Origin of the sequence: Moritella sp. F3, assembly GCF_015082335.1 — a bacterium.
Lineage (GTDB): Bacteria > Pseudomonadota > Gammaproteobacteria > Enterobacterales > Moritellaceae > Moritella.
The window spans coordinates 659658-683180 of sequence record NZ_BLRL01000002.1; the positions used below are offsets into that span (position 1 = coordinate 659658).

Here is a 23523-nt window from a genome sequence, read left to right on the forward strand (position 1 = left end):
ATTATCATCGATAAGATGGGTCTTACTCTTTCATCTTATCTCGTATCAAGGGAATACATGTCTACAATCCAACTTTACCAGCGTCTTGCCCAACAAGCAGACGCTTTAATGGCTGAAGAAAACAATTTAATTGCCAATCTAGCTAACCTCAGTGCTTTATTATTCATGGAACTAGAAGATATTAACTGGGCTGGTTTTTATCTCTGCGAGAATGACGAATTGGTATTAGGCCCTTTCCAAGGCCTACCTGCTTGTATTCGCATTCCTATCGGTAGAGGCGTTTGTGGTACCGCTGCGAGCACATTACAGTCGCAACTGGTCACCGATGTACATGACTTCCCTGGTCACATTGCTTGCGATGCCGCGAGTAATTCAGAGATCGTCATACCAATCGTGGTGAACAATAAATTAATCGGGGTATTGGATATCGACAGCCCGAGCATTGGCCGTTTCAAACAAGATGATTTAGACGGCGCTGAATTATTGGTAAGCCAACTCGTGCAGCGTTTAACAGCCTAAGCATTTAGTTATTGAGCAAGCTGTTATAGCACCTCTTAATAACTATAAGGCCTGTAGCTGCAAAGCGCAGGCCTTTGTGATCATGGCGACTCGACGCCCTAAGTATTTAGCGGTATCCAAATCACTGCGGTGAACTTCCCCTTCCGGATTATGCCCAACCACACCTAACTGACAGCCCAGACGATTTAAGCCGACGCTATTATAACCACCTGCAATATCAAGACCGACCCATAACATGCCTTGCTGACTGGCTAGCGTTGCCATATATTGAATGGTATTGGCTTGATCACCATTGAGACAACTGCCAACAGTAAAGCCAGCTGAAAATTTATTGCGCCATTGTTGCCTATCCCAACGCTCACTTGTCGCATCCGCAAATGCTTTAAACTGGCCAGAAACGCCGCCCATATAGGTTGGAGATCCAAAAACGATTGCGTCGGTATTATCCAGCAAGCACATGAATTCATCATTATCAAAACGGCCTTCAAACATGTCCCAAGGCTGTATTTGGCATTCTATAACCTTCACATCTTCAACCGTACTGATACCTGAGATCACTTCACGCGCCAGCGCTTGAGTTGACCCCGACTCCGAAAAATACACAACTGCAACTATGGTCAACTAAAACCTCTCACACTATCCATATTGGTTCATTCACATCCCTATTCATAAGACTCAAATAGTAGCAGTCTTTACATAAAAGTAGATACCTTAACGTAAAGAATATGCCTTAATCATCACTGAAACTATACATTCCTTGATTTGTAGGCATAAAAAAAGGCCTGTTAAAACAGACCTTTTTATCAATAATAATCGAAACTATTATTTTTTGCTCTTATAATGCGACATCATACGACGACGTTTTTTCTGTTGCGATAATGACAAGTTATTTTTCTTATCTGCAAACGGGTTTTCACCGTCACGGAATTCAACTTTAATCGGCGTACCCATGATTTTCAATGAACGACGGAAATAGTTGATCAAGTAACGACGGTACGAATCCGATAATTTAGATACTTGATTACCATGCACAACGATAAGCGGTGGATTGTAGCCACCCGCATGCGCGTAACGTAGCTTAACACGACGGCCAGCATGCATTGGCGGTTGATGATCGTCAACAGCCATACGAACGATACGCGTTAGCATAGACGTTGATACACGCTTAGTAGATGAATCAAATGCTTCTGTAATTGATTCAAATAGGTTACCAACACCAGTACCGTGTAATGCAGAGATAAAGTGAATACGTGCGAAGTCAATAAAGCCTAAGCGACGGTCTAATTCAGATTTGATGCGATCTTTCACATCTGTATCTAAACCATCCCACTTGTTCACTGCAATGACAATTGAACGGCCAGAGTTAATCGCAAAACCTAATAATGTTAGATCTTGTGCTGTCACACCAACGCGTGCATCAAATACCATTAATACTACGTTAGCATCATCGATTGCTTGTAATGCTTTAACGATTGAGAATTTCTCAACAGCTTCATTAATGTTTTTACGGCGACGTACACCAGCAGTATCGATAAGCATGTAGTTACGACCATCACGCTCCATCGGAATGTAGATACTGTCACGCGTCGTACCAGGCATGTCATAAACAACAACACGCTCTTCACCTAAAATACGGTTAACTAGCGTTGATTTACCCACGTTAGGGCAACCAATCATCGCCAGTTTAATTGGCAAGCTTGCATAATCTTCGTCGCGTTTCTCTTCTTCCTCTTCAGGTAATAATTCACCATCAAGGAAAGGGTCTGCGTCAGAGAATTCTTCCTCTTCTTCAGGGTTAGCAACTTCAACGTGTGCTAACGCTTCTTCAATAAGGATGTTAGTACCACGTCCTTGCGATGCAGCAATTTGGTAAATATCACCAAGTGCAAGCGCATAGAATTCAGCAACAGCAACATCGCCATCTAGGCCATCTGTTTTATTCGCAACAAGGAATACTTTCTTCTGTTGTTTACGTAAATGTTGCGCAATTGCTTGGTCAGCAACAGTTAAGCCTGCACGAGCATCTACTAAAAATAATACGGCATCAGCTTCTTCAATCGCAAGTAACGACTGATCAGCCATTTTTGCATCAATCCCTTCTTCATCACCATTGATACCGCCAGTATCAACCACAATGAACTCACGACCAGCTAAGTTAGCTTGTCCATATTTTCGGTCACGAGTTAACCCAGGGAAATCGGCAACAAGTGCGTCCCGGGTACGAGTTAAGCGGTTGAACAATGTTGATTTACCAACATTTGGGCGTCCAACCAATGCAATTACAGGGGTCATAGTTAACCTCAGCCTCAATACGGCTCTAGTAAAATAAAGTCACTTATTTAAAAGGACAAAATGCGCCTCTCGGCGCAATAAATTAGGTTGATGGTATTCTATCTAGTAAGTTAAATTGGTTTCTTTATAGCTACCAAATCACCGCTACGGCTTTGAACATAGAGATATTCATCTGCGTTCAATGCTTTAGAAAATAGTCCATCACTATCAATTAACTGTTGTGCTACTAACTTGCCAGTCTTACGATCTAACCAGTGTAAGTAGCCTTCCTTGTCGCCGACAACAATATTGTCGCCCGAGACAACCGGTGCTGTTACACCGCGTAATGCTAAACGATTCTGTGACCACAAGGTCAAACCATTACGACGGTCTATTGCGTGAATACGACCTTCAGTATCGGTTAAAAATAGTTCGAATCCAGCGACGGTAAGATCTTTTACTGACGCGTAAGCGCGTTTCCAAAGAACTTTACCAGAGCGCAATTCAACAGCCATCAGTTCACCGTTAAACGCAGAAGTGTATACCTCTGTGCCACGTGCGACTGCTTGACCATTCACATCAACCAAACGGTCAATATCATTTGCGCCTTTTGGCTTCGCAACATTCACTTCCCAGATCAATCGACCATTAGCAAGAAATACTGCGGCTAGTTTACCATCACTGCGACCATAAATCGCTGCTCCATTGGTGGTGATTGGCGAATTATTACCACGTAAGGTCAAAGCTGGTAATTCTGAGCTTTGGATCCAGCGCTGTTCACCCGTCTGAACATCAAAACCCACTAAGCTACCGCTACTCGTTTGGATGATAACTAAGCCTTCATCCACCACAGGGCTAGCAATCACTTCACCATCAGTATCAACCTGCCAGATAACCTCGCCAGTATTGTCGTTCAATGCAAATAATACTGCATTTTCACTACCAACAAATACCATGCCATAACCAGCAGCAATGCCGCCTGACAGTAATGCACCATCACTGTCATCAAAACGGTTAAAGACGGCTTGATCCGCTAAATCTTGTTTCCAAATAACATCACCAGAAATAGGGTCTAAGGCTTTAACAACACCAGAGCGACTAGCAGCAAAAAGTTGATCATTTGCAAGTAAAGTTCGAGTCTGTGAATAATATTCACCGACACCAGAACCTATGCTTTTACGCCATTCAACTTCAGGCGTAAATTCAGCTTGGATTTCAGGTAAGGGTGAATACACATCCTCATCATCACTAAATAAAGAGCAACCTTGTAAAAAAACTGAAAGAACAGCTGCAGCAGTCAGTGTTCTCAGTTTATTGCTCATTCAACTCTCCCGCGATTGCAGCATCCAGATCATCAGCAACATCAACAACAGCAAGGTCATCAAGTTTTAATTGTAGTAGTTGTGTATTTGCACCAATACCCGCTAACGCAGTTTCATACGCACTACGCGCCGCATTTAAATCACCTTGCTGCACATAAATATCACCTTGAACTTCTGCTTTTTTACTCGCAAATGTATCTAGTGTTATTTTTTCTAGTGTTGCAAGTGCATCATCAAAGTTAGCTAACTGTGCTTGAACACGTGCTAAACGCAATTTAGCAATCGGCAAGATACTTGCTTGATTACTGTTTGTCGCTACCCAGCTAAGTTGTGTTTCAGCCTCTGCAAAGTCTTGTTTTTTCACCGCTTCAGCGGCTAGTTGTAATGCTGTTAATGTTGCATAAGCATTACCACTATTGGCATCGATGAATGTTTGAGTTGTCGCTTTCGCTGCAAGTCCATTTTCAGATAATTCAGTAACAACAGTATCGTAAGCTGCAGATAGCTCTTCTTGCGATGTTAACTGGCTTGCGTTGTAATAACGGAAACCAACTAAGCCTGCTAGGCCTAATACAGTGCCAAAAATAACCGCATTACCATTGGATTTCCACCATGATTTCAGCGCTTCAACTTGTTGTTCTTCAGTAGCGTAACCTTCCACGTCTCACCCTTAATTGTTTAAACTCGATTAAACAGTATTGCTCATTCTTGGCATTTACTTGCTTAAAAGCGTTGTTAATTTGTTGACTAACTCTGTGACTGCGATAGTTTGCTGATCTGTTTTACCAGTCAGATCTTTCACCGTTACTTGTTTATTCTCAATTTCGTCACCACCCAAAATAAGTGCTACTTTAGCGCCATTTTGATCAGCTCGTTTTAGTTGTTTCTTAAAGTTACCGCCGCCGTTATGCATCATCACTTTCGCAGATGGCATTTGATCGCGTAACTGTTCAGCTAATAACATACCGTGTACATCAGCGCCTTCGCCTAGTGCTGCGATATAAACATCAACAGCGCCAGCGATATCTGCTGTTAGCTCTAATGTTTCTAATAATAATACTAAACGTTCGATGCCCAGTGCAAAACCAACAGCAGGTGTCGCTTTGCCACCCAATTGTTCTACTAAACCGTCATAACGCCCACCACCACACACAGTACCTTGTGCGCCGAGGCTTTCAGTAACCCACTCAAATACAGTGTAGTTATAATAATCAAGACCACGTACTAAACGATCATTAATCTGATATTTAACGCCAGCGCTATCTAACATCTTACATAGACCATCAAAATGCGCTTTAGTTTCTTCACCGTAGTAATCAGCTAAGCTTGGTGCATCTGTAAGTAGTGCCTGTACGTTTGGATTCTTGCTATCTAGTACACGTAATGGATTTGTGTACATACGACGTTGACTTTCTTCATCAAGATCTTCTTTAAAGCCTTCTAAAAACGCAATTAACGCTTCTTTATGGGCAATACGTTCTTCTGAAGAACCCAGTGAGTTCAGCTGTAATGTCACGTGCTGCTCAATACCAAGTAGTCTCCACAGACGCGCTGTTAATAAAATAACTTCAGCGTCGGTATCGGCACCTTTCAAACCAAAGATTTCCACACCGAATTGGTGGAATTGACGGTAACGACCTTTTTGTGGGCGTTCGTGACGGAACATAGGACCTATGTACCACATACGACGCTCTTGGTTATACAACAAACCATTTTGAATACCAGCACGTACTGTTGATGCAGTGCCTTCAGGGCGTAATGTCAGGCTGTCACCGTTACGGTCATCAAACGTGTACATTTCTTTTTCAACAACGTCTGTTACTTCACCGATCGCGCGCTTAAATAAATGCGTAGATTCAACGATTGGCATACGGATTTCAGAGTAGCCATAGGCTGCAACAGTATCACGTAATACTGATTCTACTTTTTGCCATACCGGCGTTTGTTCTGGTAAGCAATCATTCATGCCACGAATTGCTTGGATTGGTTTAGCCACGGTCACTCTCGAAAATTAAAAAAGACATATAACCCCAGATTATAAGGAGTTTCTACGTCGAGGTAAAATATTCAAAGGTGTTAGTCGGATATTTATCCTCATTTCAACACCTTTACGGTAAAATTACGCTTAAGCGTCAGTTACGATGATATTTTCAGGGTCCATCATCGCTGCTTTTGCACGAATTTTAGCCTCTAACTGATCTATCATGTCATTATTATCAAAACGTTCTTTCTGACGTTTGCCATCCAGGTAATAGCCACTCTTATTACTACCGCCCGTCACGCCAATTTGCGCAGCTTCCGCTTCGCCTGGACCATTTACAACACAACCGATGATAGACACATCCATTGGTATAATAATGTCTTCTAAACGCTCTTCTAACGCGTTGACTGTACTGATCACATCAAATTCTTGACGTGAGCATGTTGGGCAAGCAATAAAGTTAATACCACGGCTACGAATACGTAATGATTTTAAAATATCAAAACCAACACGCACTTCTTCAACGGGATCTGCCGCCAATGAAATACGCAATGTGTCACCGATACCTTCAGCAAGTAACATACCTAAACCAACAGATGATTTAACGGCACCACTTCTGAAACCACCCGCTTCCGTAATACCTAAATGCAACGGCTGTTCAATCTGCTTAGCTAATTGACGATACGATTCAACCGCTAGAAATACATCCGATGCTTTTACGCTGACTTTGAATTGGTCGAAGTTCAGACGCTGTAAAATATCAACATGACGCATTGCCGATTCGACAAGTGCTGCCGGTGTTGGTTCACCGTATTTCTCTTGGATTTCACGCTCTAATGAACCACCGTTCACACCGATACGGATCGGAATATTCATGTCTTTTGCGCAATCAACCACTGAACGAATACGGCTTTCATTACCGATATTACCAGGGTTGATACGTAAGCAGTCCACACCGTACTCTGCCACTTTAAGGGCGATACGGTAATCAAAATGGATATCAGCAACCAGGGGGACATCGACTTGCTGTTTAATTAGTTTGAATGCTTCTGCCGCATCCATTGTCGGTACAGAGACACGGACAATATCAGCACCTACAGCTTCTAATGCTTTAATCTGTGCAACGGTTGCTGCAACATCCGTCGTCAAGGTATTTGTCATCGACTGTACTGCAATCGGGGCATTGCCACCGACAGGTACATTACCAACCATGATCTGTTTTGATTGGCGGCGAATAATTGGACTTTCCTGATGCATATTTATAACTCGTTAATTAAGCTTTAAAAGGTAATTTAAATTTAGCAAGACGACCTTGTTTAAAGGTTGATAAATCCACGGGATCACCGGCATAACTCAATGTTACTTGCTCTGGTGCGCCGAGTTTGATTGATAGTGGTGCTAAACCTTGTAATTCAATTGTCTGACCGGCTTTTCTTACACCTGTCGATAATGTTTTACCGTTACTGTCTTTTATTTGGATCCAACAATCACCCGCAAATGTCAGTACCAGCGAAGGTTCAATCACCACGGACTTAGTATCTACCACCTTAGTCACTGTATTGCTAGCAACAGGAGCTACTGCTGGTTGCTTTACAGCAATCGTTTGTGCTTGGACTGCTGACGGGCTTGCTATAGTCGTAGTCGCTGTTTGCTCAGGCGCCGTAATAGCAGGGATCACTTCGTCATTCGCCATATCTTCATTCGTCACCTCGTCATTTTCGAGTGCAATTTCAGGTGCAGTGACAACGATTTCAGGTACTACGGCAAGTTCAACAACAGGCGTTGCGTTAGATTCTGGCACGACAATCTCAATGTCATTACCACGTAATCCCCAAATTAAAAAGACAATCAGCATAAAACCAATAATACCGTAGCTGACCAGCATTAGACGATTATCATTCGCTTCTAATTTAGTTCGACGAGAAAAGCTTTGTAGTTCAGCTTTATCTTCACATGCGGCGTTTTGGCTATCGTAAGCACAAAGCACATCATCTTCAGCAATATTTAAATAGCGGGCATAACAGCGGATGTAACCACGCATGAAGGTTTGGGAAATATCTTTATCAATAACACTTTCTTCAATGTTGTTAATAACAGATTTTTTTAAATTAATATTGTCACTGACTTGCTGCACGCTGATATCTAACGCAATACGCGCATCTCGCAATATCTGACCAGCAGTTATCACATCAATATCATCTTGCTTCTCAGCTTCTTTTGAAGTTTCTAAATCAATAGTCATTTGTAATATATTTTTGTGTTTGGATCGCTAACGGAAATTGAGCTAATAATTGACGACTGTATACTTCAGCGACAGCTGAACTATTCTGTTTATCGGCAATTTTAAAACCCAACCAAAGACTGCGTGCGGTTGCCTTACTGGCAGATTCATATTTCGTTAATTGCTGTTTAGCCACTGCGAAATCGGCCAAAATATAGTTTAATTCAGCAATAGATAACCGTACGTCTAAGTTTTGCGGTGCATACGCGAGAGATGATTGTAAATAGGTTAGCGCTTGTACACGGTCACCATTTTCAAGCGCGCATCGACCGGCATTTTCATAACTATTCGCAATTTGATTATAACTTGGGGTAGCGATGGCAGCTAAAAATTCTGTTTCAGCCTCATCAAACCGTGCTCTTCCACACAGGAATACACCAAAGTTATTATGTATATTACCATCATTCGGCGCAAGGTCGAGCGCATATAAATAAGCGGTCTCTGCTTGCTTATGTTCTTTTACCTTCTGATAGTAATATGCATAGGCTAAATAAATATCCGCATCATCCGGTGTATAATGAACGGCTTTATCAAGATTAATTTTCGCCTCTTGATAGTTTTCAATTTCAATATACTTGAGCGCTAAGGTCAGACGACTTCGGGCCGCTGCATTTTTATCGACGGAATTGTCACTCAAACCAGTACTGGTTTCGATGTAACTCTGTGAGCTACATCCTGCCAGTGCAGCTATCATCAATCCAACTACAGCGAAACGTTTCATGCCTAAATCCATCTAGTCAAAAGTATTAATCAGCCATTTTGACTGAAATCTCTTCACCTTGCATCCGTTTTTTTAATGTTCTCTTCGTTCTGTCGATTACATCACCCGCTAATTGACCGCAAGCAGCATCAATATCATCACCACGAGTCTTACGAATCGTCACTGTATTTGAGTACGTCATCAACACTTTATTAAAGCGATCGATACGGCTATTACTTGGCTTACCATAGTCACTACCCGGAAATGGGTTGAATGGGATCAGGTTAATTTTACACGGTGTATCTTTCAATAATTCAGCTAATTCGTGTGCTTGGTCTGTCGAATCATTCACATGATCAAGTAGTACATACTCAATTGTTACTTTCTGACGATTGGCATTTGATTTACTGATGTAGCTCTTAACAGAAGCAAGTAACGTTTCAATGTTATACTTTTTATTGATTGGTACTAGTTCGTTACGTAATTCATCATTTGGCGCGTGCAGTGATACAGCTAACGCAACATCAATTACATCGCCTAATTTATCTAGTGCAGGAACAACACCAGAAGTAGATACCGTTACACGACGTTTTGATAAGCCAAAACCATAATCATCTAACATCAAGTTCAATGCAGGTACTAGGTTGGTCATGTTAAGTAGTGGTTCGCCCATACCCATCATCACCACGTTCGTGATTGCACGTTTCTTATTGTTAAAGCCAATCACTTGCGTAGCACGCCATACTTGACCAATGATTTCAGAAACACGTAAGTTACGGTTAAAACCTTGCTGAGCAGTTGAGCAGAAAGTACATTCTAGTGCACAGCCTACTTGTGACGATACACACAGTGTCGCACGATCACCATCAGGAATATAAACTGTTTCATATTCTTGGCCATCAACTTTTAATGCCCATTTAATGGTGCCATCTTCACTACGCTGTTCTTGGCTAATTTCAGGCGCTTCAATAACAGTGTCGCGTAATAATTTTTCACGTAACTTTTTATTCAAGTTAGTCATTTCATTAATGTCGTCACAACCTTCATGATAAATCCATTTCATTACTTGATCAGCACGGAATGGTTTTTCACCAATGTCAGAAAAATATTGGCGCATAGCGTTGCGATCAAAGTCTAATAGATTTATTTTTTTATTACTCATGAAGTGAGCCTCTATAATGTATTTTATTCGGTTTGAAACAATTTAAGACTCAATTTTAAACAATATTTAAGAATACTGGGATAAAAAAGACGATGCTAAAATTGAGGTTTCAGGGCGCGGGATTGTACAAAGTTTAACGCCTAGACGCTAGCGCATTGGCCGAATTAAACAAAATAATTTATTCACTGTTAGTTTAAATAACCAAGAATAGGAATAGATAACAAATAATTAAGGCTAAAAATCAGCTATAAAGGCGATAGGGATAATCAGAAAGGTTGGATACGTGGGAATTGAAGTTGAAATAAGGTCATAAAACCGGGCAATAAATCAGTCACATATCACTATGCAATTGCTTTACAACCCGTTTAGCTAGTTGATTAACGAGCACATACTTCATTTTCAGTAAAGAAGTAAGCGATTTCACGTGCAGCTGATTCTTCACTATCAGAACCGTGTACCGCATTAAAACGCATGCTTTCAGCATAATCACAACGTAGTGTGCCCGCAGCTGCATTTTCTGGGTTCGTAGTACCCATTAATTCACGATAGTAAGTGATTGCATTTTCACCTTCTAATACTTGTACCATGATAGGGCCAGAGGTCATGAATTCCATCAAAGGTTCGAAAAATACTTTGCCTTCATGTTCAGCATAAAAACCTTCAGCTTGTTCGCGAGTTAGGTGTAACATTTTTGCACCTACAACGCTTAAACCACAAGCTTCAATACGTGAGTAAATAGCACCAATTAAATTTTTTCTTACTGCATCAGGCTTAACAATAGAAAAAGTGCGTTGAATCGCCATAATTTTTAACCTTAATTTGAGAAGTTGACTATTTAAATCTGACGTTCAGCTCTGAAAGTCAGTCGGATAACCTTCAAAAATAAAGGTTATCCTATTAACATCGACTTTAATTGCATTACAATTTTTAAACAAGTGTTAATCGCGAAACAACTATTAAATACTGCGTAATGCGAGCCCTATCCGCCCCAAACCCAGCACATAATCTAATTGATTAAATATCAAACTATTTATCCAAAGAATTAAGGTCTAAATCTATCATATTATCTAGGCCATCACTGACATCTATCGGCTCTCCAATACCAAGATCAGCATCCATTTTATTCGCAATTACCTTTTCAAATTTGCGTTTCTGCCAAAACTTAATACCGAACAATACCGCTACAGCTAAAACTAATAAGAAAACTAAACCACCAACGACCCACAACAATAAATTCCAATCACTCTCCGTGTCTTCAACCAAATCAACCAATACTTCAGTCGGTTCAGCCTGAGACGCCGTTAGCGCGACTAACAATGCACTATCAATTACAATCGGCTTAGGTATAACAAAAGCTTCAGAAGGCATATTAACGGTGATTTCACGCCCCGTTTTCGTTGTGGCGTACAAGACTAAATCGATACTGTAACTCCCCACTTGCTCAGGTCGTGCGAATGTATGGATTTGCTCTGTCATGTCCGCTTCAGCATAGATAATAAAGTCCTCACTCTGACCACGATTAACAGACGTTATACGTCCTTTAATCACAATGCTTTCAGGCTTTAATTCATCAATATCATAAATCAACTTCAACTGTGGGTCTGCATCCACCAGCAAAGGCAACATTTGGGTCTTGATTGGTTTTGGAAACAGGATCACATCTTGATTAAAACTGCGAGTAAATGCATTATTTTTTACCGCGACTTCAAATCGATATTTACCAGTGGCAAGGTCGAGCTGTAAAAATGCAGTGAAAATACCATCTTCAGGTACCTCATCGTAGAACACACCTTTGTCATTAAACTTAGCGAGTTCTTGCGACGTAAAATTAAAATTTTCATCTTCAACGCGGTTATAGCCATAGGCGGTCACCATCAGTTCCGTATCCCGTAGGTACGTTTCGTTGAGGCGTTTTTGCAAATGGAAGAGCTCACCGGTAATTTTTAAACGCTCGCCACTGTAAAGTTGGATAGGTAAGCGTTTGACTTGTAACTGTACATTTGACAACAGCTGGATACGATTATTACCTTGGATCTTACCTAATGCTTGCCAAGGTCCCGCCATCGGATTTTCAATCGTAATAATGTCATTTTCTTCGCCCTCAATCCAATGAACGTGATCGGATTTATCCCAAATATACACTTTTTTGCCATCTGGACGTACTAGAATAACGGCTTTAGAAAAACGTTCGCGCGCAATAATAAAGGTGATTTTCTTAACACCATAGTCAACCCGAAAACGATTATCCAGCAACTTAATATCACTGGTCTGATAAACGTTTTCCTGATAAACGCTTTTTTCGGATGCAAAGGTACTAAGGCTAACGGCGGTAAGTAACGCCATCAACAACCAAATATTACGCATATTTTTCCTTACTTTAATGTATTGTCCATAACGCATCACCGACGATGCCAAGTCTTTCATCATGTGCTTTCAACTCATCGTCTGTCGCCTGCACCACTTTCAATGGTACTCGGGTTGCCGCTAAACGGCGAATACCACTACCTTGTGCGCCCGCGCTATCTTGCGATAAATTCAACTTAGTTTGGCCACCTGTCATAAACAGATAAACGTCCGCTAAAATCTCCGCATCCAGTAATGCTCCATGGAGAGTACGGTGCGAGTTATCAATACCATAACGGGTACATAACACGTCTAAGTTGTTTCGTTTTCCTGGGAAAAGTTTCTTCGCGATAGCTAATGTATCGGTAATCTTACAAATTTCTTTAGTTTCAGGTAGGCCTTTATTTAACAATCTAAATTCGTGATCAAGGAAGTTAATATCGAACGAGGCGTTGTGTGCCACCAACTCAGCACCATCAATAAACGCGATAAATTCATCTGCGATAGCTGAAAAGCTAGGCTTGTCTTGTAGATATTCATCGGTAATACCGTGTACCGCGATCGCTTCAGGGTCAACCAAGCGGTCAGGCTTGATATAGACATGATAAGTACGGCCAGTAGGACGGCGATTGATCAACTCAATACAACCAATTTCAATCACGCGATGGCCAATGTGTACACCACCTGCGCCCATATTCATACCCGTTGTTTCGGTATCAAAAACGATTACACGACCTGCGCCCTGTATTAACTCTGCATTATCCAACGACATAAATTTCACCACTTCAATTAAACTGTGGCTATTCTAATATGAATTGCTATTCGATTCACCTGATAACAGTCGTAAATTAGGCTGAGAAAGGTGAATGGTCGGCAAAACACCGCATGACCAAAACTAAGATGACTTATGCGGTAACTTCTGAGTCGCCCCAGCGGGGATGAAACGACGGTTAGCACGACTGACCTGCCACCAATTTTTAACGGGAGAGATCGGCGCTCGACGTTTACGAGCAACAATAAAATAGACTGATAAAAATGAAGGGAAGTGCATCTGACCTATGCTTTCAGACCACCAGGTCAATGGTTTCTTGCCTAGAAAAGAAGTAAAAGCAAAACGGTCATCTTGAATTATTTCAAAACCAAGCAGCTCAAGCCAATCCTTAATCCGTGCAGGCGTAAACATTCTTCCCGACCAAGGTGGGTGGTTACGTTTCACCCCAAATAATTTAACCAAACCACACAATGACAATGGATTATAGCCACTCAATATTAAGTAACCATCTCCGGTTAGCACGCGCTCTACCTCACGCAATACTTGATGAGGATCTGCAGAGAAATCCAATGACTGCGTCAATATGCACGCATCAATACAATTTTCCTGAAAAGGTAAATGAGCGGGATCAATGAATACCCCCCCCATCCCTAACTCAGAGGTCGCGGTTACCTGATGTTGTATACTGCTACCAAAACAATTAAGCTCACCACTTAACGAACCTAATTTTAGTAAATGATAACCAAAAATCTTTGGACTCCAGACATCAAGACGCGCCTGAATTTGGCTCGCTAGCCATTCACCCATTGGAAGGTCATCCCAAGAATGGGGGATTTTGATTTCATGCTTATGGTGTGCAGGTTTTATTAACACGACGATATCCGCTAAAATTTTGTTTTATATGTAATTAAAGATAATCCCATAAAGAGAGCTATGCAATGATTGAAGTCATTTCTATCCCTACATTTAACGACAATTATGTTTGGTTGATCAAAAATACTGAAAATAATCACTGCTGTATCGTTGATCCAGGTCAAGCCAAACCCGTACTACAAGTCATTGAACAGCAAGGTTTAATTCTCGACGCAATTTTAATTACCCATCATCACTATGACCATATTGATGGTATTAGTGACATTCTTAGCGCATGTGCAAATCCAGTACAGATTTATTCTTCAATTACATTAGATGTTGCTGCACCAGTCACCTTAGTAACAGAAAAGACTCAACTTAACCTACTCGATAACAACCTTGTATTGACCGTCATGGCAAGCCCCGGTCATAAGCGTGAACACGTTGTGTACTACAATCAAACCATGCTGTTCTCTGGCGATACGCTATTCTCCGGTGGTTGTGGTCGTATCCTTGATGGTAGCGCGACAGAACTGTTTTCGTCATTACAGCGCATTAAAGCCTTAGATGAAAATACTTTAGTCTATCCTGCTCACGAATATACCCAAGCAAACTTAATGTTTTGCTATGCCGTAGAACCACAGAACAGCGCCCTTAAAAAGCATATCGAGCATACCGCAAAACGCCGTCAACGCGGTCTACCAACAGTGCCTAACAGCCTGAAAAACGAAAAGGAAATCAATGTTTTCTTACGTACTAACGAAGCCACAGTCAGTATGGCGATGGAACATAAGCTACTTGATATTCTAACCAGCGAACAAGCCGTATTCACTGCATTAAGAGCCTGGAAAGACCATTTTTAATACAACAAATACGCTAAACGGCATCAATGATAAACTTGCTTTGTCTGTTATTGCCGATTAGCATAGCCCTATTTTTCACTAATATAAGATGTATATGAAATTTAAATTATCCATTCCGGTATTAATATTACTGACCGGGTGTCAAATGACGCCAGAAGATCGCAGTAACGATGTGCAAACTACTATAACGCCTGTCGTGGCCCCTTCTGCAAAAGCCAGCAATAAAGACAGCGGTTTAGATAGTGCTACAGAAGAAAAGATCGCCAAACTCATTGTTACCGAAGACGTTACAGTCGAGCCAATTGACAATGTTTGGGTACGCATTGCAGAACAAATGACGATCCCGATCCCTGATAATGCCCGTATTGCCAAGCACCGTAAGTGGTTTTTGGAGCATCCGCAGCATTTAATCACGGTATCTAAACGCGCCGAACCCTTTTTATATCTTATTGTTGAAGAACTCGAACGCCGTAACTTACCATTAGAACTCGCGCTACTGCCCGTAGTAGAAAGTGCCTTTGACCCCTTTGCTTACTCACATGGCAGTGCATCGGGTATGTGGCAGTTTGTGCCAGGTACAGCAACCCAATACGGTCTAGAACAAAACTGGTGGTACGATGGTCGTCGTGACGTACTCGCATCGACAAGTGCTGCGCTCACCTATATGGAATACCTCAACCGTCGTTTCGATGGTGATTGGCTACACGCCCTTGCTTCATATAACTCTGGGCAAGGTCGCGTTGGTCGTTCGATTAAACGTAACAAACAAGCTGGCTTAGCGACAGATTTCTGGTCGTTATCACTACCAAAAGAAACAGAAGCATACGTGCCGAAGTTATTAGCCCTTGCTGATATTTTACAAAATGCTGAAAAGTATAATTTAACGCTACCTATGATTGAGAACGAACCAGCAATCCAGCAAGTTGACGTTGATAGCCAAATTGATTTAGCCCTTGCCGCAGACTTAGCGGGGATGGATGTTGCTGAACTACAACGTCTTAATCCGGGGTTTAACCAGTGGGCAACAGCGCCTGATGGGCCGCATACATTATTAATCCCGAACGAGAATGTTGATAAATTCGAAACGGCATTAGCAAAAACGGATGCGAGAGGGCGTTTAAATTGGGTGCGTTATAAAGTTAAATCTGGTGATAGCCTAGGTGAAATTGCTCAGAACTATAATACTTCCAGTAAGATCATTGCCTCGGTGAACAACCTAGACAGCAGCATGATCAAAATTGGCCAAGCGTTATTGATCCCAATGGCCGCTAAAGACCTCGATTATTATAAGTTTAGCGAATCATCACGTATCAGCCGCCGCCAAGATAAACCTGCCGGCCGTTTTAAAATAGTACATAAAGTACAGTCCGGTGATAACTTATGGGATCTTTCAAGATCTTACAAAGTTAACTACAAAAATCTCGCGAAATGGAACAATATCGCGCCTAAGGACGCCTTAAAAATCAATCAGAAGCTGGTCGTTTGGCAAGGTAAGAAACAAGGTAGTGCTAACGGTAAAGGCATTATGCGTAATATTACCTACAAAGTTCGCCAAGGTGATTCATTGGCACGTATTGCCGATAAATTTAACGTAAAGGTAAAAGACGTTATAAGATGGAATGGACTGGCTAATCAGAAGTATATTCAACCAGGACAAGCACTACGTCTTTATGTCGATGTAACGAAGGTGAATACATAGTCGACTCGCTGATAAGCTATGTACTCGTCCTACATACAACACGAATAGCGGTATAATAAGATGACATAAAAATGGCTTACACTAAGGTTTACCCCTTAACTGTAAGCCATTTTTTTATGCTTAATTTTTTATGTTTAACATCTATTATTTAATATGGATAGTTTAATGCAGCCTAATAGCAGCAATTAAAACAGGTATTATAAACCCAGCATGTCATCTTTTAGATCGTCATCAGCAGGATTGTCACCTAACCAAATAGACAGTACAGCCTGACGGAAAACATCGTTATCAATCGTCGATAACTTTTCATTATTCTTATACGTTACCAGACCTTTACCTGGTGTACTCACTAGCGTAAATTGATCGCCCTTAGCAATTTCAGCACTAAACACACCAATAAACTCTGCGATTTCAGCAGAGATAGCCGCTGTATTACCTGCAGTCGCACCGTCAAAACCTTCGTTAATCGCCGTTACCATTTTCTCTGAAGTGATAAGACCTGAAATGATGTTAAGGCGGATAGCGCTTACATCTTGGCTTGCGATTACATTCTTATCTGCCGCTTGTGTAAATAGCGAACCAACATACAGATCAATGAAGAATTTACTACGAACACCTGCGCCTTGATAATTAAGTGATGTGCCTTCTACAGATACATTATCTGGAATTGAAACGCCAGACACTTCCTGTGCCGCATTAACAGAGAAACTTAATAGCATTGCAGAAGCGAGAGTTGCTAATTTATTCATGACTTGATCCTAGTATGAGTCGGTATGAAAGGTAATTTAACCACAAAGAGTGTAGAGCTAAAACTCTAACCCTAGGGATTAAGCGAATTTAATACAATTTCATTACGACGTAATTAATACCTAATAAAAAAGCCACTCATTACGAAAATGAGTGGCTTTTTCTAATTTTAAAAGACTAATTTAAGTGCTTTTAAACTGTATTTATGTCGGTTTTTTTAATAGCTGAATGCTATTTTTTAAACTTAGAGTTCCAAATTTCACTGTTAATCTTTTTATCGATTTCAGGGAATTCAGCACTATCAAATGTAGGCGTTTTACCTGCAGCTAATTGTTTGTTGTAATCTTTAGCAACGATAATGACATATTTCGATAGCATCAAGATCGCAATGATATTAACCAGAGCCATAAGACCCATTGACGCATCTGCCATGTTCCAAATCAGATCCGATTTCGCCACCGCACCAAACATAACCATACCTAATACCGCAGCACGGAAGATCCACACCATTACTTTTGAATCACGGTTTAAAAATAAGATACTGGTTTCTGCATATGAGTAGTTCGCTACGATTGACGTAAATGCGAAGAACAAAATAGCAATAGCAACAAAAGTACCACCCCAATCGCCAACATGAGATGACAATGCATGTTGTGTTAATTCAATACCACCAACACCCGATGTATCACCAAGATCAGACAGTAAGATAATCGATGCCGTTGCTGTACAGATAACGATAGTATCAATGAACACACCTAGCATTTGCACATAACCTTGTGATGCAGGGTGATTAGGGAATGGAGCCGCGCTTGCAGCTGCATTTGGTGCACTACCCATACCCGCTTCATTCGAGAATAAACCACGTTTAATACCTTGCATCATAGCAACACCAAGTGCGCCACCCGCAGCTTCATCTAAGCCGAATGCAGATTTAATGATTAATTCAAATACCGCAGGCAATTCAGAAATGTTCATTGCAACAACAACAAACGCAATCAAGATATAAGCTAATGCCATAAATGGCACCACGATCTCAGCAAATGCACCAATCACACGTAGACCACCGAAGATGATCACACTCGTGAATACCACTAATACAATACCAACGATCGTTTTATCAAAGCCAAACGCGTTATGCATAGAGTTAGCAATCGCATCAGACTGCACGGCATTAAATACTAAACCAAATGCAACGATTAGACAGATTGAAAATACAACACCCATCCAACGACGGCCTAAGCCTTTTTCCATGTAGTAAGCTGGGCCACCACGGAAGTTGCCATCAGTATCTTTGGTTTTAAATAATTGTGCTAATGAACTTTCAGCAAAGCTCGTCGCCATACCGATAACAGCAATTAGCCACATCCAGAATACAGCACCAGGGCCACCAGCGGTAATTGCAACAGCAACACCTGCAAGGTTACCCGTACCAACACGCGCAGCTAAACTTGTGCATAGCGCTTGAAATGATGAAACACCTTCGTTACTGCTTTTACGGCTACCAGCAATAACAGAGAACATATGAGTAAAGTGGCGGAACTGGATAAAACCTAATTTTATGGTAAAATACAAACCTGTGCCGATAAGTAGGTAAACCAGTACAGAGCCCCACAACAAGCCATTTATAAAGTCGATAACTTCCGTCATATTTTCCCTTCCAAACTGTTATTAAAATCTATAGATAGTAGTGTAAATAACACCACTAACTAAACATGGCGCGGAATATAACATAAAAAACCAATATATTGTTAATAAACAGGCGTTAAAATTACCGAAGTCGCAATCGCTACCCTTAGGGGATATATACATATCAAATTTAAACCGCATTTTAGATAAAGTATTTTATACCCCTTCCATTCTAGGTCTATTTTCGTGATCTGACACTCAAATACATAGCAAAGTATGACAATGAACATTAAAAGAATGGTATAGAGAAGGGGTAACTATCATTACAAAGGTGATCCCATGGAAGGAATAAATCAAGTGTCGATAGAAAATACAAAAAAAGAAACAAAATCAGCATCAAAACGTAAATGGCGTGAGATCGAAGCAATTAAAGATAAGCTTAATTTGGAGAAGGAAATGGACGGTTATGACGATCCTTTAAGTTATTACTCTGATCTTATTGCCTAATAAAAAAGCCGCATGTCATCATGCGGCTTTTTTTATTCATTCATAATAGCGTCTGTACTAGACTTTATACTTAAACCATTCCTAGACTAAGCATAACTCTTCGTCAATTCCATGCATAAACCCGGCATCAACAATACGCAGTTTAAGGCGATCATAGACCTCATTAAACACAGCCAATGTTTTTATATCCTGCACATCACCATTCTTCCACAAATGCTCTATCTGACACCAATCATCGGCAGTAAACTTCTCAGCCATTAGCGGCATAACAACATTGTTTTCATATTGAATATGGCTGCGTTGTTTATCAACAAAATTTCTTAACTGCCCCGCGAGTTGATCGAATGGCATCACTGAATCAAGTTGGATCATATTCAAAGCACTTGAAAGCTCACGACTCAGGAAGTTCAGACTCTGATGTTCCGACGCTAAACGATTTGGCATACCCGCATCTTCAACATAATTTTCGAGGTAGTATGAATAGATTAAATCTTCTTTAGGGTGATGGTAACGGTCAATATAATTACGCAAATAATGGACAATATCATCCATCAATTTAAAATTAACACCCTGCTGCTCAGATTCGAGTTCCGCTAACTGCTCAGTTAATACATTTAACAGTAACTCTACTTGTTCATGATCTTTAGTAATGAGAGATAACATATAAACTCCAATTTGAAATTATCTCTCACCATCATATACCTATATAGTATTAGTTTCTTTGATCGAACTCACCATTTACCTATATAGGAGTGTAAAAGTAAATTTAGACTAGTGTCTCAACCGCACTCACTTGCCAATTAATCAGTGTTTGCTCTCGAGCTTGTAAGCGATGATTAATAGCAGAAAAATGCTGACTCCCGAAGAACCCACGGCTTGCAGATAATGGCGACGGGTGAACGCCCTCTAAGACATGATGACGGCTACGATCAATGTGGCGGCCTTTTTTCTTCGCGTGGTTTCCCCACAACACAAAGATAATTTCTTCATGTTGTTGATTTAACAGTTCTACGGCATGATCAGTGAACGTCTCCCAGCCCGACTTAGCATGAGAATGCGCTTTCGCTTGCTCTACAGTTAATACCGTATTAAGCATCAAAATACCTTGTTGTGCCCACTCGATTAAATAACCATGGTCAGGGGTGGCAAAACCAGCAATATCCGTTGTTAGTTCTTTATACATATTACGCAGTGAAGGCGGGATCTTAATGCCAGGCAATACCGAAAAACATAATCCGTGAGCTTGATCAGGGCCGTGGTACGGGTCTTGCCCCAAAATGACCACTTTGACATCTTTTAACGGTGTTAATGAAAATGCTTGAAATACATCATCTTGTTTAGGATACACCACTTTCCCAGCCGCTCTTTCTGCTGCAATAAAATTGTCTAGCGCTAAGTAGTACGGCTGCTGCTGTTCATGCAACAAAAATTCTGCCCACGTTTTCATTAATAACTCCCAAAGATTAGCATTGCCAAAAAACTAATTTTATCGTAAAAAGCCTTCTTTAAAACTGTTTTGTCACCAAATTGACTAAAAATGATAAATCCCGAAAACAATGGAGCAAAAAATGACTAAATTTATTGGCGCGCACGTCTCTGCAGCCGGAGGCGTGTGGAACGCCCCTAAAAATGCCCACGATTTAGGGGCTACTGCATTTGCTCTATTTACTAAGAACCAACGTCGCTGGGATGCCAAAGATCTAAGCCCAGATGATATTCGTAAATTTAAAGCCAACTGTAAACGTTACAACTTTACCGCAGCACAAATTTTACCTCATGATTCATACTTGATTAATTTAGGTCACCCAGACGCAGAGGCCTTAGAAAAATCACGCAATGCTTTTTATGATGAAATGCACCGCTGTGAACAGCTCGGCTTAACGTTGCTTAACTTCCACCCAGGTAGTCACTTAAAAAAGATATCGGAATCAGAAAGTTTAAAGCGTGTTGCTGAATCAATTAACTTAGCGCTAGAAAAATCAACGTCAGTCAAAGCCGTTATTGAAAACACTGCAGGTCAAGGCACTAACTTAGGTTACACTTTTGAGCATCTCGCCGAGATCATCGATCAAGTTGAAGACAAGAGCCGTGTTGGCGTGTGTATTGATACTTGCCATACATTTGTTGCAGGATATGACTTGCGTACCTTTGCCGCTTGTGAACAAACTTTTAACGATTTTGAACGTATTGTCGGCTTTGAATACCTCGCTGGTATGCACATAAATGACAGTAAAGTCGAGCTCGGCACAAAAGTTGATCGCCATCACAGCTTAGGCCAAGGTTTTATTGGTGAAGAAGCTTTCAAATTTATCATGCAGGATGCGCGCTTTAATGGTATACCTATAGTATTGGAAACAATAGATGATACTATTTGGGCTGCTGAAATCGCTTGGTTACAGCAGTTAGCCGCAAATAAATAAGAGATATACCCACGTTATATCAATAATTGGAAAAAGCCCAGACACGCGGAGTCGAGTTTGGGTATTAAAAGGATTATCAACGAGGACTGTTGATAAAAAAGGGATGTAATTTGAAATACTCAATAGAGCTTGTGCCCCGTTCATGGGAAACCTTAAATACTGAAGTCGAAGAAGTTAGCAAGTTTGGTCAAATAAATACGCTTAATATTCCTGACTTATTACGCTTTGATGTACGCAGCTGGGATGCATGTGATCGCCTGCAAGACAAATTCGATGAAGTGATCCCTCACCTACGCGCTATCGACTTTGACCTACGAAATGGCTTTCCATTAACGGACTTTTTCCGTCACAGTAAGATTAACTCAGTGCTCGTTGTTGAAGGCGATCCACCGCAAGATATCTCACACCGGACTTACCGTAATACCTCATGTGAGCTCATCCGTATTATCAAAAAAGAACTGCCTTATATGAAGGTTTACGCAGCGATCGATCAATATCGCACCAGCATGCGTAAAGAGCTCGATTATATTCACGATAAAATGGATGCAGGTGTCGATGGTTTCTTCACGCAACCCTTTTTTGATTTGAAGTTCCTCGATGTATACATGGATATGTTGCAGGGTACTGAAGTATTTTGGGGCATGAGCCCAATTCATAGTGAAACCAGTAAGTCATACTGGGAAAACAAAAATGATGTGGTTTTTCCAAGCGATTTTGAAGCTACGAAAGAATGGAATATTGAGTTTGGCCGTGCGATGATAAAAAAAGTACAAGCCAGAGATGATAATGTCTACTTCATGCCAATCAGAGCCAATGCCAATGAATATCTTGGTCAATTACTTGCCGAAGATTAATCTTATTAAGGCTATCGAATCATAATAAGAAAAAAACCACTTGGCGGAAACTAAGTGGTTTTTTTTATATCTGCCAACGCAACTAATAACGCATCGAGCTTATCGTTCAATTGGTCAATTTTTTCACATTCAACCCCCGTTAACTTTGCATAAGTTCGTTGGATCAATTTATCTAAACCATGTAACGAAATATATTCGCCTGAAGTATGTAACTTAAATGCACGATCAACTTTTTCCCCCTGTTCCAGCAACTCTTCAAAAACCATTGATGATTTTTCACCGGCATTATTAAGCTCATCGATACTATGACTATAAGCGCCTAATCCAGCCAACCAAACTTGTCTGACAAAGTTCATCTTTGTCGCTAGCGTGACTTCCGTATTATCACGAACTTGAGTTGAGTCGTCCTCATTCTGGAGCTCAATGTCTGGATTATCAGTGTCATTAATCGCCACAAAGTTATCGATTATCACATGATTAACATCACTTGAATTACAGTTTTTATTCTGACGCATTGTTCAATCTTATCAATAATACTAGGAACCTTAAGCATAGATGTAATCGTCACAAATGAGAGCTAAATGACCTTAAAAACAACTTGGAT

At 40.8% G+C, this 23523-nt stretch carries 23 protein-coding genes and 1 pseudogene; 6 read left to right on the forward strand and 18 right to left on the reverse strand.

All coding sequences use genetic code 11. The features are described from left to right. Positions 1 to 57: 57 nt before the first annotated feature. Positions 58 to 519 (forward strand): GAF domain-containing protein, encoded by a 462-nt coding sequence (locus tag JFU56_RS06040; RefSeq protein WP_198436358.1) that lies wholly within the window; start codon positions 58 to 60, stop codon positions 517 to 519. 42 nt (positions 520 to 561) lie between these two features. Here JFU56_RS06040 and JFU56_RS06045 read toward each other — a convergent pair whose 3' ends face one another. The 13 genes from JFU56_RS06045 to JFU56_RS06105 all read right to left on the reverse strand — a co-directional run bounded on the left by JFU56_RS06045 (position 562) and on the right by JFU56_RS06105 (position 14224). Next, positions 562 to 1140, reverse strand: a complete 579-nt coding sequence (locus tag JFU56_RS06045; RefSeq protein WP_198436359.1) for a flavodoxin family protein — start codon at positions 1138 to 1140, stop codon at positions 562 to 564. A 201-nt stretch (positions 1141 to 1341) separates the two neighbouring features. Then, positions 1342 to 2811 carry a ribosome biogenesis GTPase Der gene (gene der, locus JFU56_RS06050; protein WP_198436360.1) on the reverse strand — a complete coding sequence of 490 codons (1470 nt, stop codon included), beginning with the start codon at positions 2809 to 2811 and terminating at the stop codon, positions 1342 to 1344. Between the two features lie 110 nt (positions 2812 to 2921). Continuing rightward, positions 2922 to 4112 carry an outer membrane protein assembly factor BamB gene (gene bamB, locus JFU56_RS06055; RefSeq protein ID WP_198436361.1) on the reverse strand — a complete coding sequence of 397 codons (1191 nt, stop codon included), beginning with the start codon at positions 4110 to 4112 and terminating at the stop codon, positions 2922 to 2924. Then, on the reverse strand, positions 4102 to 4773 hold the full coding sequence (locus tag JFU56_RS06060) for a tetratricopeptide repeat protein (RefSeq protein ID WP_198436362.1): 672 nt from the start codon (positions 4771 to 4773) through the stop codon (positions 4102 to 4104). The genes bamB and JFU56_RS06060 overlap by 11 nt, the downstream gene beginning before the upstream one ends. A gap of 54 nt (positions 4774 to 4827) precedes the next feature. After that, positions 4828 to 6108 (reverse strand): histidine--tRNA ligase, encoded by a 1281-nt coding sequence (gene hisS, locus JFU56_RS06065; protein ID WP_198436363.1) that lies wholly within the window; start codon positions 6106 to 6108, stop codon positions 4828 to 4830. Between the two features lie 129 nt (positions 6109 to 6237). Continuing rightward, complete coding sequence (gene ispG / locus JFU56_RS06070; protein WP_198436364.1) at positions 6238 to 7350, reverse strand: flavodoxin-dependent (E)-4-hydroxy-3-methylbut-2-enyl-diphosphate synthase; 1113 nt, start codon at positions 7348 to 7350, stop codon at positions 6238 to 6240. Positions 7351 to 7366: 16 nt separating this feature from the next. After that, positions 7367 to 8335, reverse strand: a complete 969-nt coding sequence (locus JFU56_RS06075; protein ID WP_198436365.1) for a RodZ domain-containing protein — start codon at positions 8333 to 8335, stop codon at positions 7367 to 7369. Then, positions 8325 to 9095 carry a type IV pilus biogenesis/stability protein PilW gene (pilW, locus tag JFU56_RS06080; protein ID WP_198436366.1) on the reverse strand — a complete coding sequence of 257 codons (771 nt, stop codon included), beginning with the start codon at positions 9093 to 9095 and terminating at the stop codon, positions 8325 to 8327. The genes JFU56_RS06075 and pilW overlap by 11 nt, the downstream gene beginning before the upstream one ends. 25 nt (positions 9096 to 9120) lie before the next feature. Continuing rightward, the gene (locus tag JFU56_RS06085; RefSeq protein ID WP_198436367.1) at positions 9121 to 10236 is read right to left on the reverse strand and encodes a bifunctional tRNA (adenosine(37)-C2)-methyltransferase TrmG/ribosomal RNA large subunit methyltransferase RlmN; all 1116 of its coding nucleotides are present in this window, start codon (positions 10234 to 10236) and stop codon (positions 9121 to 9123) included. A gap of 377 nt (positions 10237 to 10613) precedes the next feature. Beyond that, positions 10614 to 11039, reverse strand: a complete 426-nt coding sequence (gene ndk / locus JFU56_RS06090; RefSeq protein WP_198436368.1) for a nucleoside-diphosphate kinase — start codon at positions 11037 to 11039, stop codon at positions 10614 to 10616. 223 nt (positions 11040 to 11262) lie between these two features. Next, positions 11263 to 12600 (reverse strand): TIGR03503 family protein, encoded by a 1338-nt coding sequence (locus tag JFU56_RS06095; RefSeq protein WP_198436369.1) that lies wholly within the window; start codon positions 12598 to 12600, stop codon positions 11263 to 11265. A 13-nt stretch (positions 12601 to 12613) separates the two neighbouring features. Next, positions 12614 to 13351 (reverse strand): DNA polymerase III subunit epsilon, encoded by a 738-nt coding sequence (gene dnaQ / locus JFU56_RS06100; RefSeq protein WP_198436370.1) that lies wholly within the window; start codon positions 13349 to 13351, stop codon positions 12614 to 12616. Between the two features lie 123 nt (positions 13352 to 13474). Beyond that, positions 13475 to 14224: a class I SAM-dependent methyltransferase gene (locus tag JFU56_RS06105; protein WP_242065880.1), complete on the reverse strand. Its 750-nt coding sequence runs from the start codon at positions 14222 to 14224 to the stop codon at positions 13475 to 13477. 65 nt (positions 14225 to 14289) lie between these two features. On the opposite strand from JFU56_RS06105, the gene gloB reads away from it, so the two are divergent. Then, on the forward strand, positions 14290 to 15066 hold the full coding sequence (gloB, locus tag JFU56_RS06110) for a hydroxyacylglutathione hydrolase (protein ID WP_198436371.1): 777 nt from the start codon (positions 14290 to 14292) through the stop codon (positions 15064 to 15066). A gap of 94 nt (positions 15067 to 15160) precedes the next feature. Then, on the forward strand, positions 15161 to 16765 hold the full coding sequence (locus tag JFU56_RS06115; RefSeq protein ID WP_198436372.1) for a LysM peptidoglycan-binding domain-containing protein: 1605 nt from the start codon (positions 15161 to 15163) through the stop codon (positions 16763 to 16765). A gap of 197 nt (positions 16766 to 16962) precedes the next feature. On the opposite strand, the gene JFU56_RS06120 is transcribed toward JFU56_RS06115, so the two are convergent. Continuing rightward, entirely contained in the window at positions 16963 to 17514 is a 552-nt protein-coding gene (locus tag JFU56_RS06120; RefSeq protein ID WP_198436373.1) for a chalcone isomerase family protein, read from the reverse strand. A 229-nt stretch (positions 17515 to 17743) separates the two neighbouring features. Then, complete coding sequence (locus JFU56_RS06125) at positions 17744 to 19159, reverse strand: sodium:alanine symporter family protein (RefSeq protein WP_198436374.1); 1416 nt, start codon at positions 19157 to 19159, stop codon at positions 17744 to 17746. A 318-nt stretch (positions 19160 to 19477) separates the two neighbouring features. On the opposite strand from JFU56_RS06125, the gene JFU56_RS06130 reads away from it, so the two are divergent. Beyond that, complete coding sequence (locus JFU56_RS06130) at positions 19478 to 19645, forward strand: DUF3545 family protein (RefSeq protein ID WP_198436375.1); 168 nt, start codon at positions 19478 to 19480, stop codon at positions 19643 to 19645. An 81-nt stretch (positions 19646 to 19726) separates the two neighbouring features. Here the strand turns inward: JFU56_RS06130 and JFU56_RS06135 are convergent, their stop codons facing one another. Beyond that, positions 19727 to 20308: a hemerythrin domain-containing protein gene (locus JFU56_RS06135; protein ID WP_198436376.1), complete on the reverse strand. Its 582-nt coding sequence runs from the start codon at positions 20306 to 20308 to the stop codon at positions 19727 to 19729. Between the two features lie 103 nt (positions 20309 to 20411). Next, positions 20412 to 21098: pseudogene (gene ung, locus JFU56_RS06140) on the reverse strand (uracil-DNA glycosylase); the annotation flags it as partial. 115 nt (positions 21099 to 21213) lie between these two features. On the opposite strand from ung, the gene nfo reads away from it, so the two are divergent. Together nfo and JFU56_RS06150 are read left to right on the forward strand one after the other, a co-directional pair. Continuing rightward, positions 21214 to 22065, forward strand: a complete 852-nt coding sequence (nfo, locus tag JFU56_RS06145) for a deoxyribonuclease IV (RefSeq protein WP_198436378.1) — start codon at positions 21214 to 21216, stop codon at positions 22063 to 22065. A 110-nt stretch (positions 22066 to 22175) separates the two neighbouring features. Next, positions 22176 to 22919 (forward strand): methylenetetrahydrofolate reductase, encoded by a 744-nt coding sequence (locus tag JFU56_RS06150; protein ID WP_198436379.1) that lies wholly within the window; start codon positions 22176 to 22178, stop codon positions 22917 to 22919. Between the two features lie 50 nt (positions 22920 to 22969). Here the strand turns inward: JFU56_RS06150 and JFU56_RS06155 are convergent, their stop codons facing one another. After that, positions 22970 to 23434: a phasin family protein gene (locus JFU56_RS06155; RefSeq protein ID WP_198436380.1), complete on the reverse strand. Its 465-nt coding sequence runs from the start codon at positions 23432 to 23434 to the stop codon at positions 22970 to 22972. Positions 23435 to 23523 lie beyond the last annotated feature (89 nt).

What these genes read in the sequence shown, in the direction of transcription:
- JFU56_RS06135 (WP_198436376.1), bottom strand. Translation starts at nt 20,308, where the DNA reads ATGTTATCTCTCATTACTAAAGATCATGAACAAGTAGAGTTACTGTTA.
- JFU56_RS06095 (WP_198436369.1), bottom strand. Translation starts at nt 12,600, where the DNA reads ATGCGTAATATTTGGTTGTTGATGGCGTTACTTACCGCCGTTAGCCTT.
- bamB (WP_198436361.1), bottom strand. Translation starts at nt 4,112, where the DNA reads ATGAGCAATAAACTGAGAACACTGACTGCTGCAGCTGTTCTTTCAGTT.
- JFU56_RS06130 (WP_198436375.1), top strand. Translation starts at nt 19,478, where the DNA reads ATGGAAGGAATAAATCAAGTGTCGATAGAAAATACAAAAAAAGAAACA.
- nfo (WP_198436378.1), top strand. Translation starts at nt 21,214, where the DNA reads ATGACTAAATTTATTGGCGCGCACGTCTCTGCAGCCGGAGGCGTGTGG.
- JFU56_RS06085 (WP_198436367.1), bottom strand. Translation starts at nt 10,236, where the DNA reads ATGAGTAATAAAAAAATAAATCTATTAGACTTTGATCGCAACGCTATG.
- JFU56_RS06040 (WP_198436358.1), top strand. Translation starts at nt 58, where the DNA reads ATGTCTACAATCCAACTTTACCAGCGTCTTGCCCAACAAGCAGACGCT.
- dnaQ (WP_198436370.1), bottom strand. Translation starts at nt 13,351, where the DNA reads ATGTCGTTGGATAATGCAGAGTTAATACAGGGCGCAGGTCGTGTAATC.
- pilW (WP_198436366.1), bottom strand. Translation starts at nt 9,095, where the DNA reads ATGAAACGTTTCGCTGTAGTTGGATTGATGATAGCTGCACTGGCAGGA.
- ispG (WP_198436364.1), bottom strand. Translation starts at nt 7,350, where the DNA reads ATGCATCAGGAAAGTCCAATTATTCGCCGCCAATCAAAACAGATCATG.
- JFU56_RS06075 (WP_198436365.1), bottom strand. Translation starts at nt 8,335, where the DNA reads ATGACTATTGATTTAGAAACTTCAAAAGAAGCTGAGAAGCAAGATGAT.
- ndk (WP_198436368.1), bottom strand. Translation starts at nt 11,039, where the DNA reads ATGGCGATTCAACGCACTTTTTCTATTGTTAAGCCTGATGCAGTAAGA.
- JFU56_RS06120 (WP_198436373.1), bottom strand. Translation starts at nt 17,514, where the DNA reads ATGAATAAATTAGCAACTCTCGCTTCTGCAATGCTATTAAGTTTCTCT.
- JFU56_RS06125 (WP_198436374.1), bottom strand. Translation starts at nt 19,159, where the DNA reads ATGACGGAAGTTATCGACTTTATAAATGGCTTGTTGTGGGGCTCTGTA.
- der (WP_198436360.1), bottom strand. Translation starts at nt 2,811, where the DNA reads ATGACCCCTGTAATTGCATTGGTTGGACGCCCAAATGTTGGTAAATCA.
- JFU56_RS06115 (WP_198436372.1), top strand. Translation starts at nt 15,161, where the DNA reads ATGAAATTTAAATTATCCATTCCGGTATTAATATTACTGACCGGGTGT.
- gloB (WP_198436371.1), top strand. Translation starts at nt 14,290, where the DNA reads ATGATTGAAGTCATTTCTATCCCTACATTTAACGACAATTATGTTTGG.
- JFU56_RS06155 (WP_198436380.1), bottom strand. Translation starts at nt 23,434, where the DNA reads ATGCGTCAGAATAAAAACTGTAATTCAAGTGATGTTAATCATGTGATA.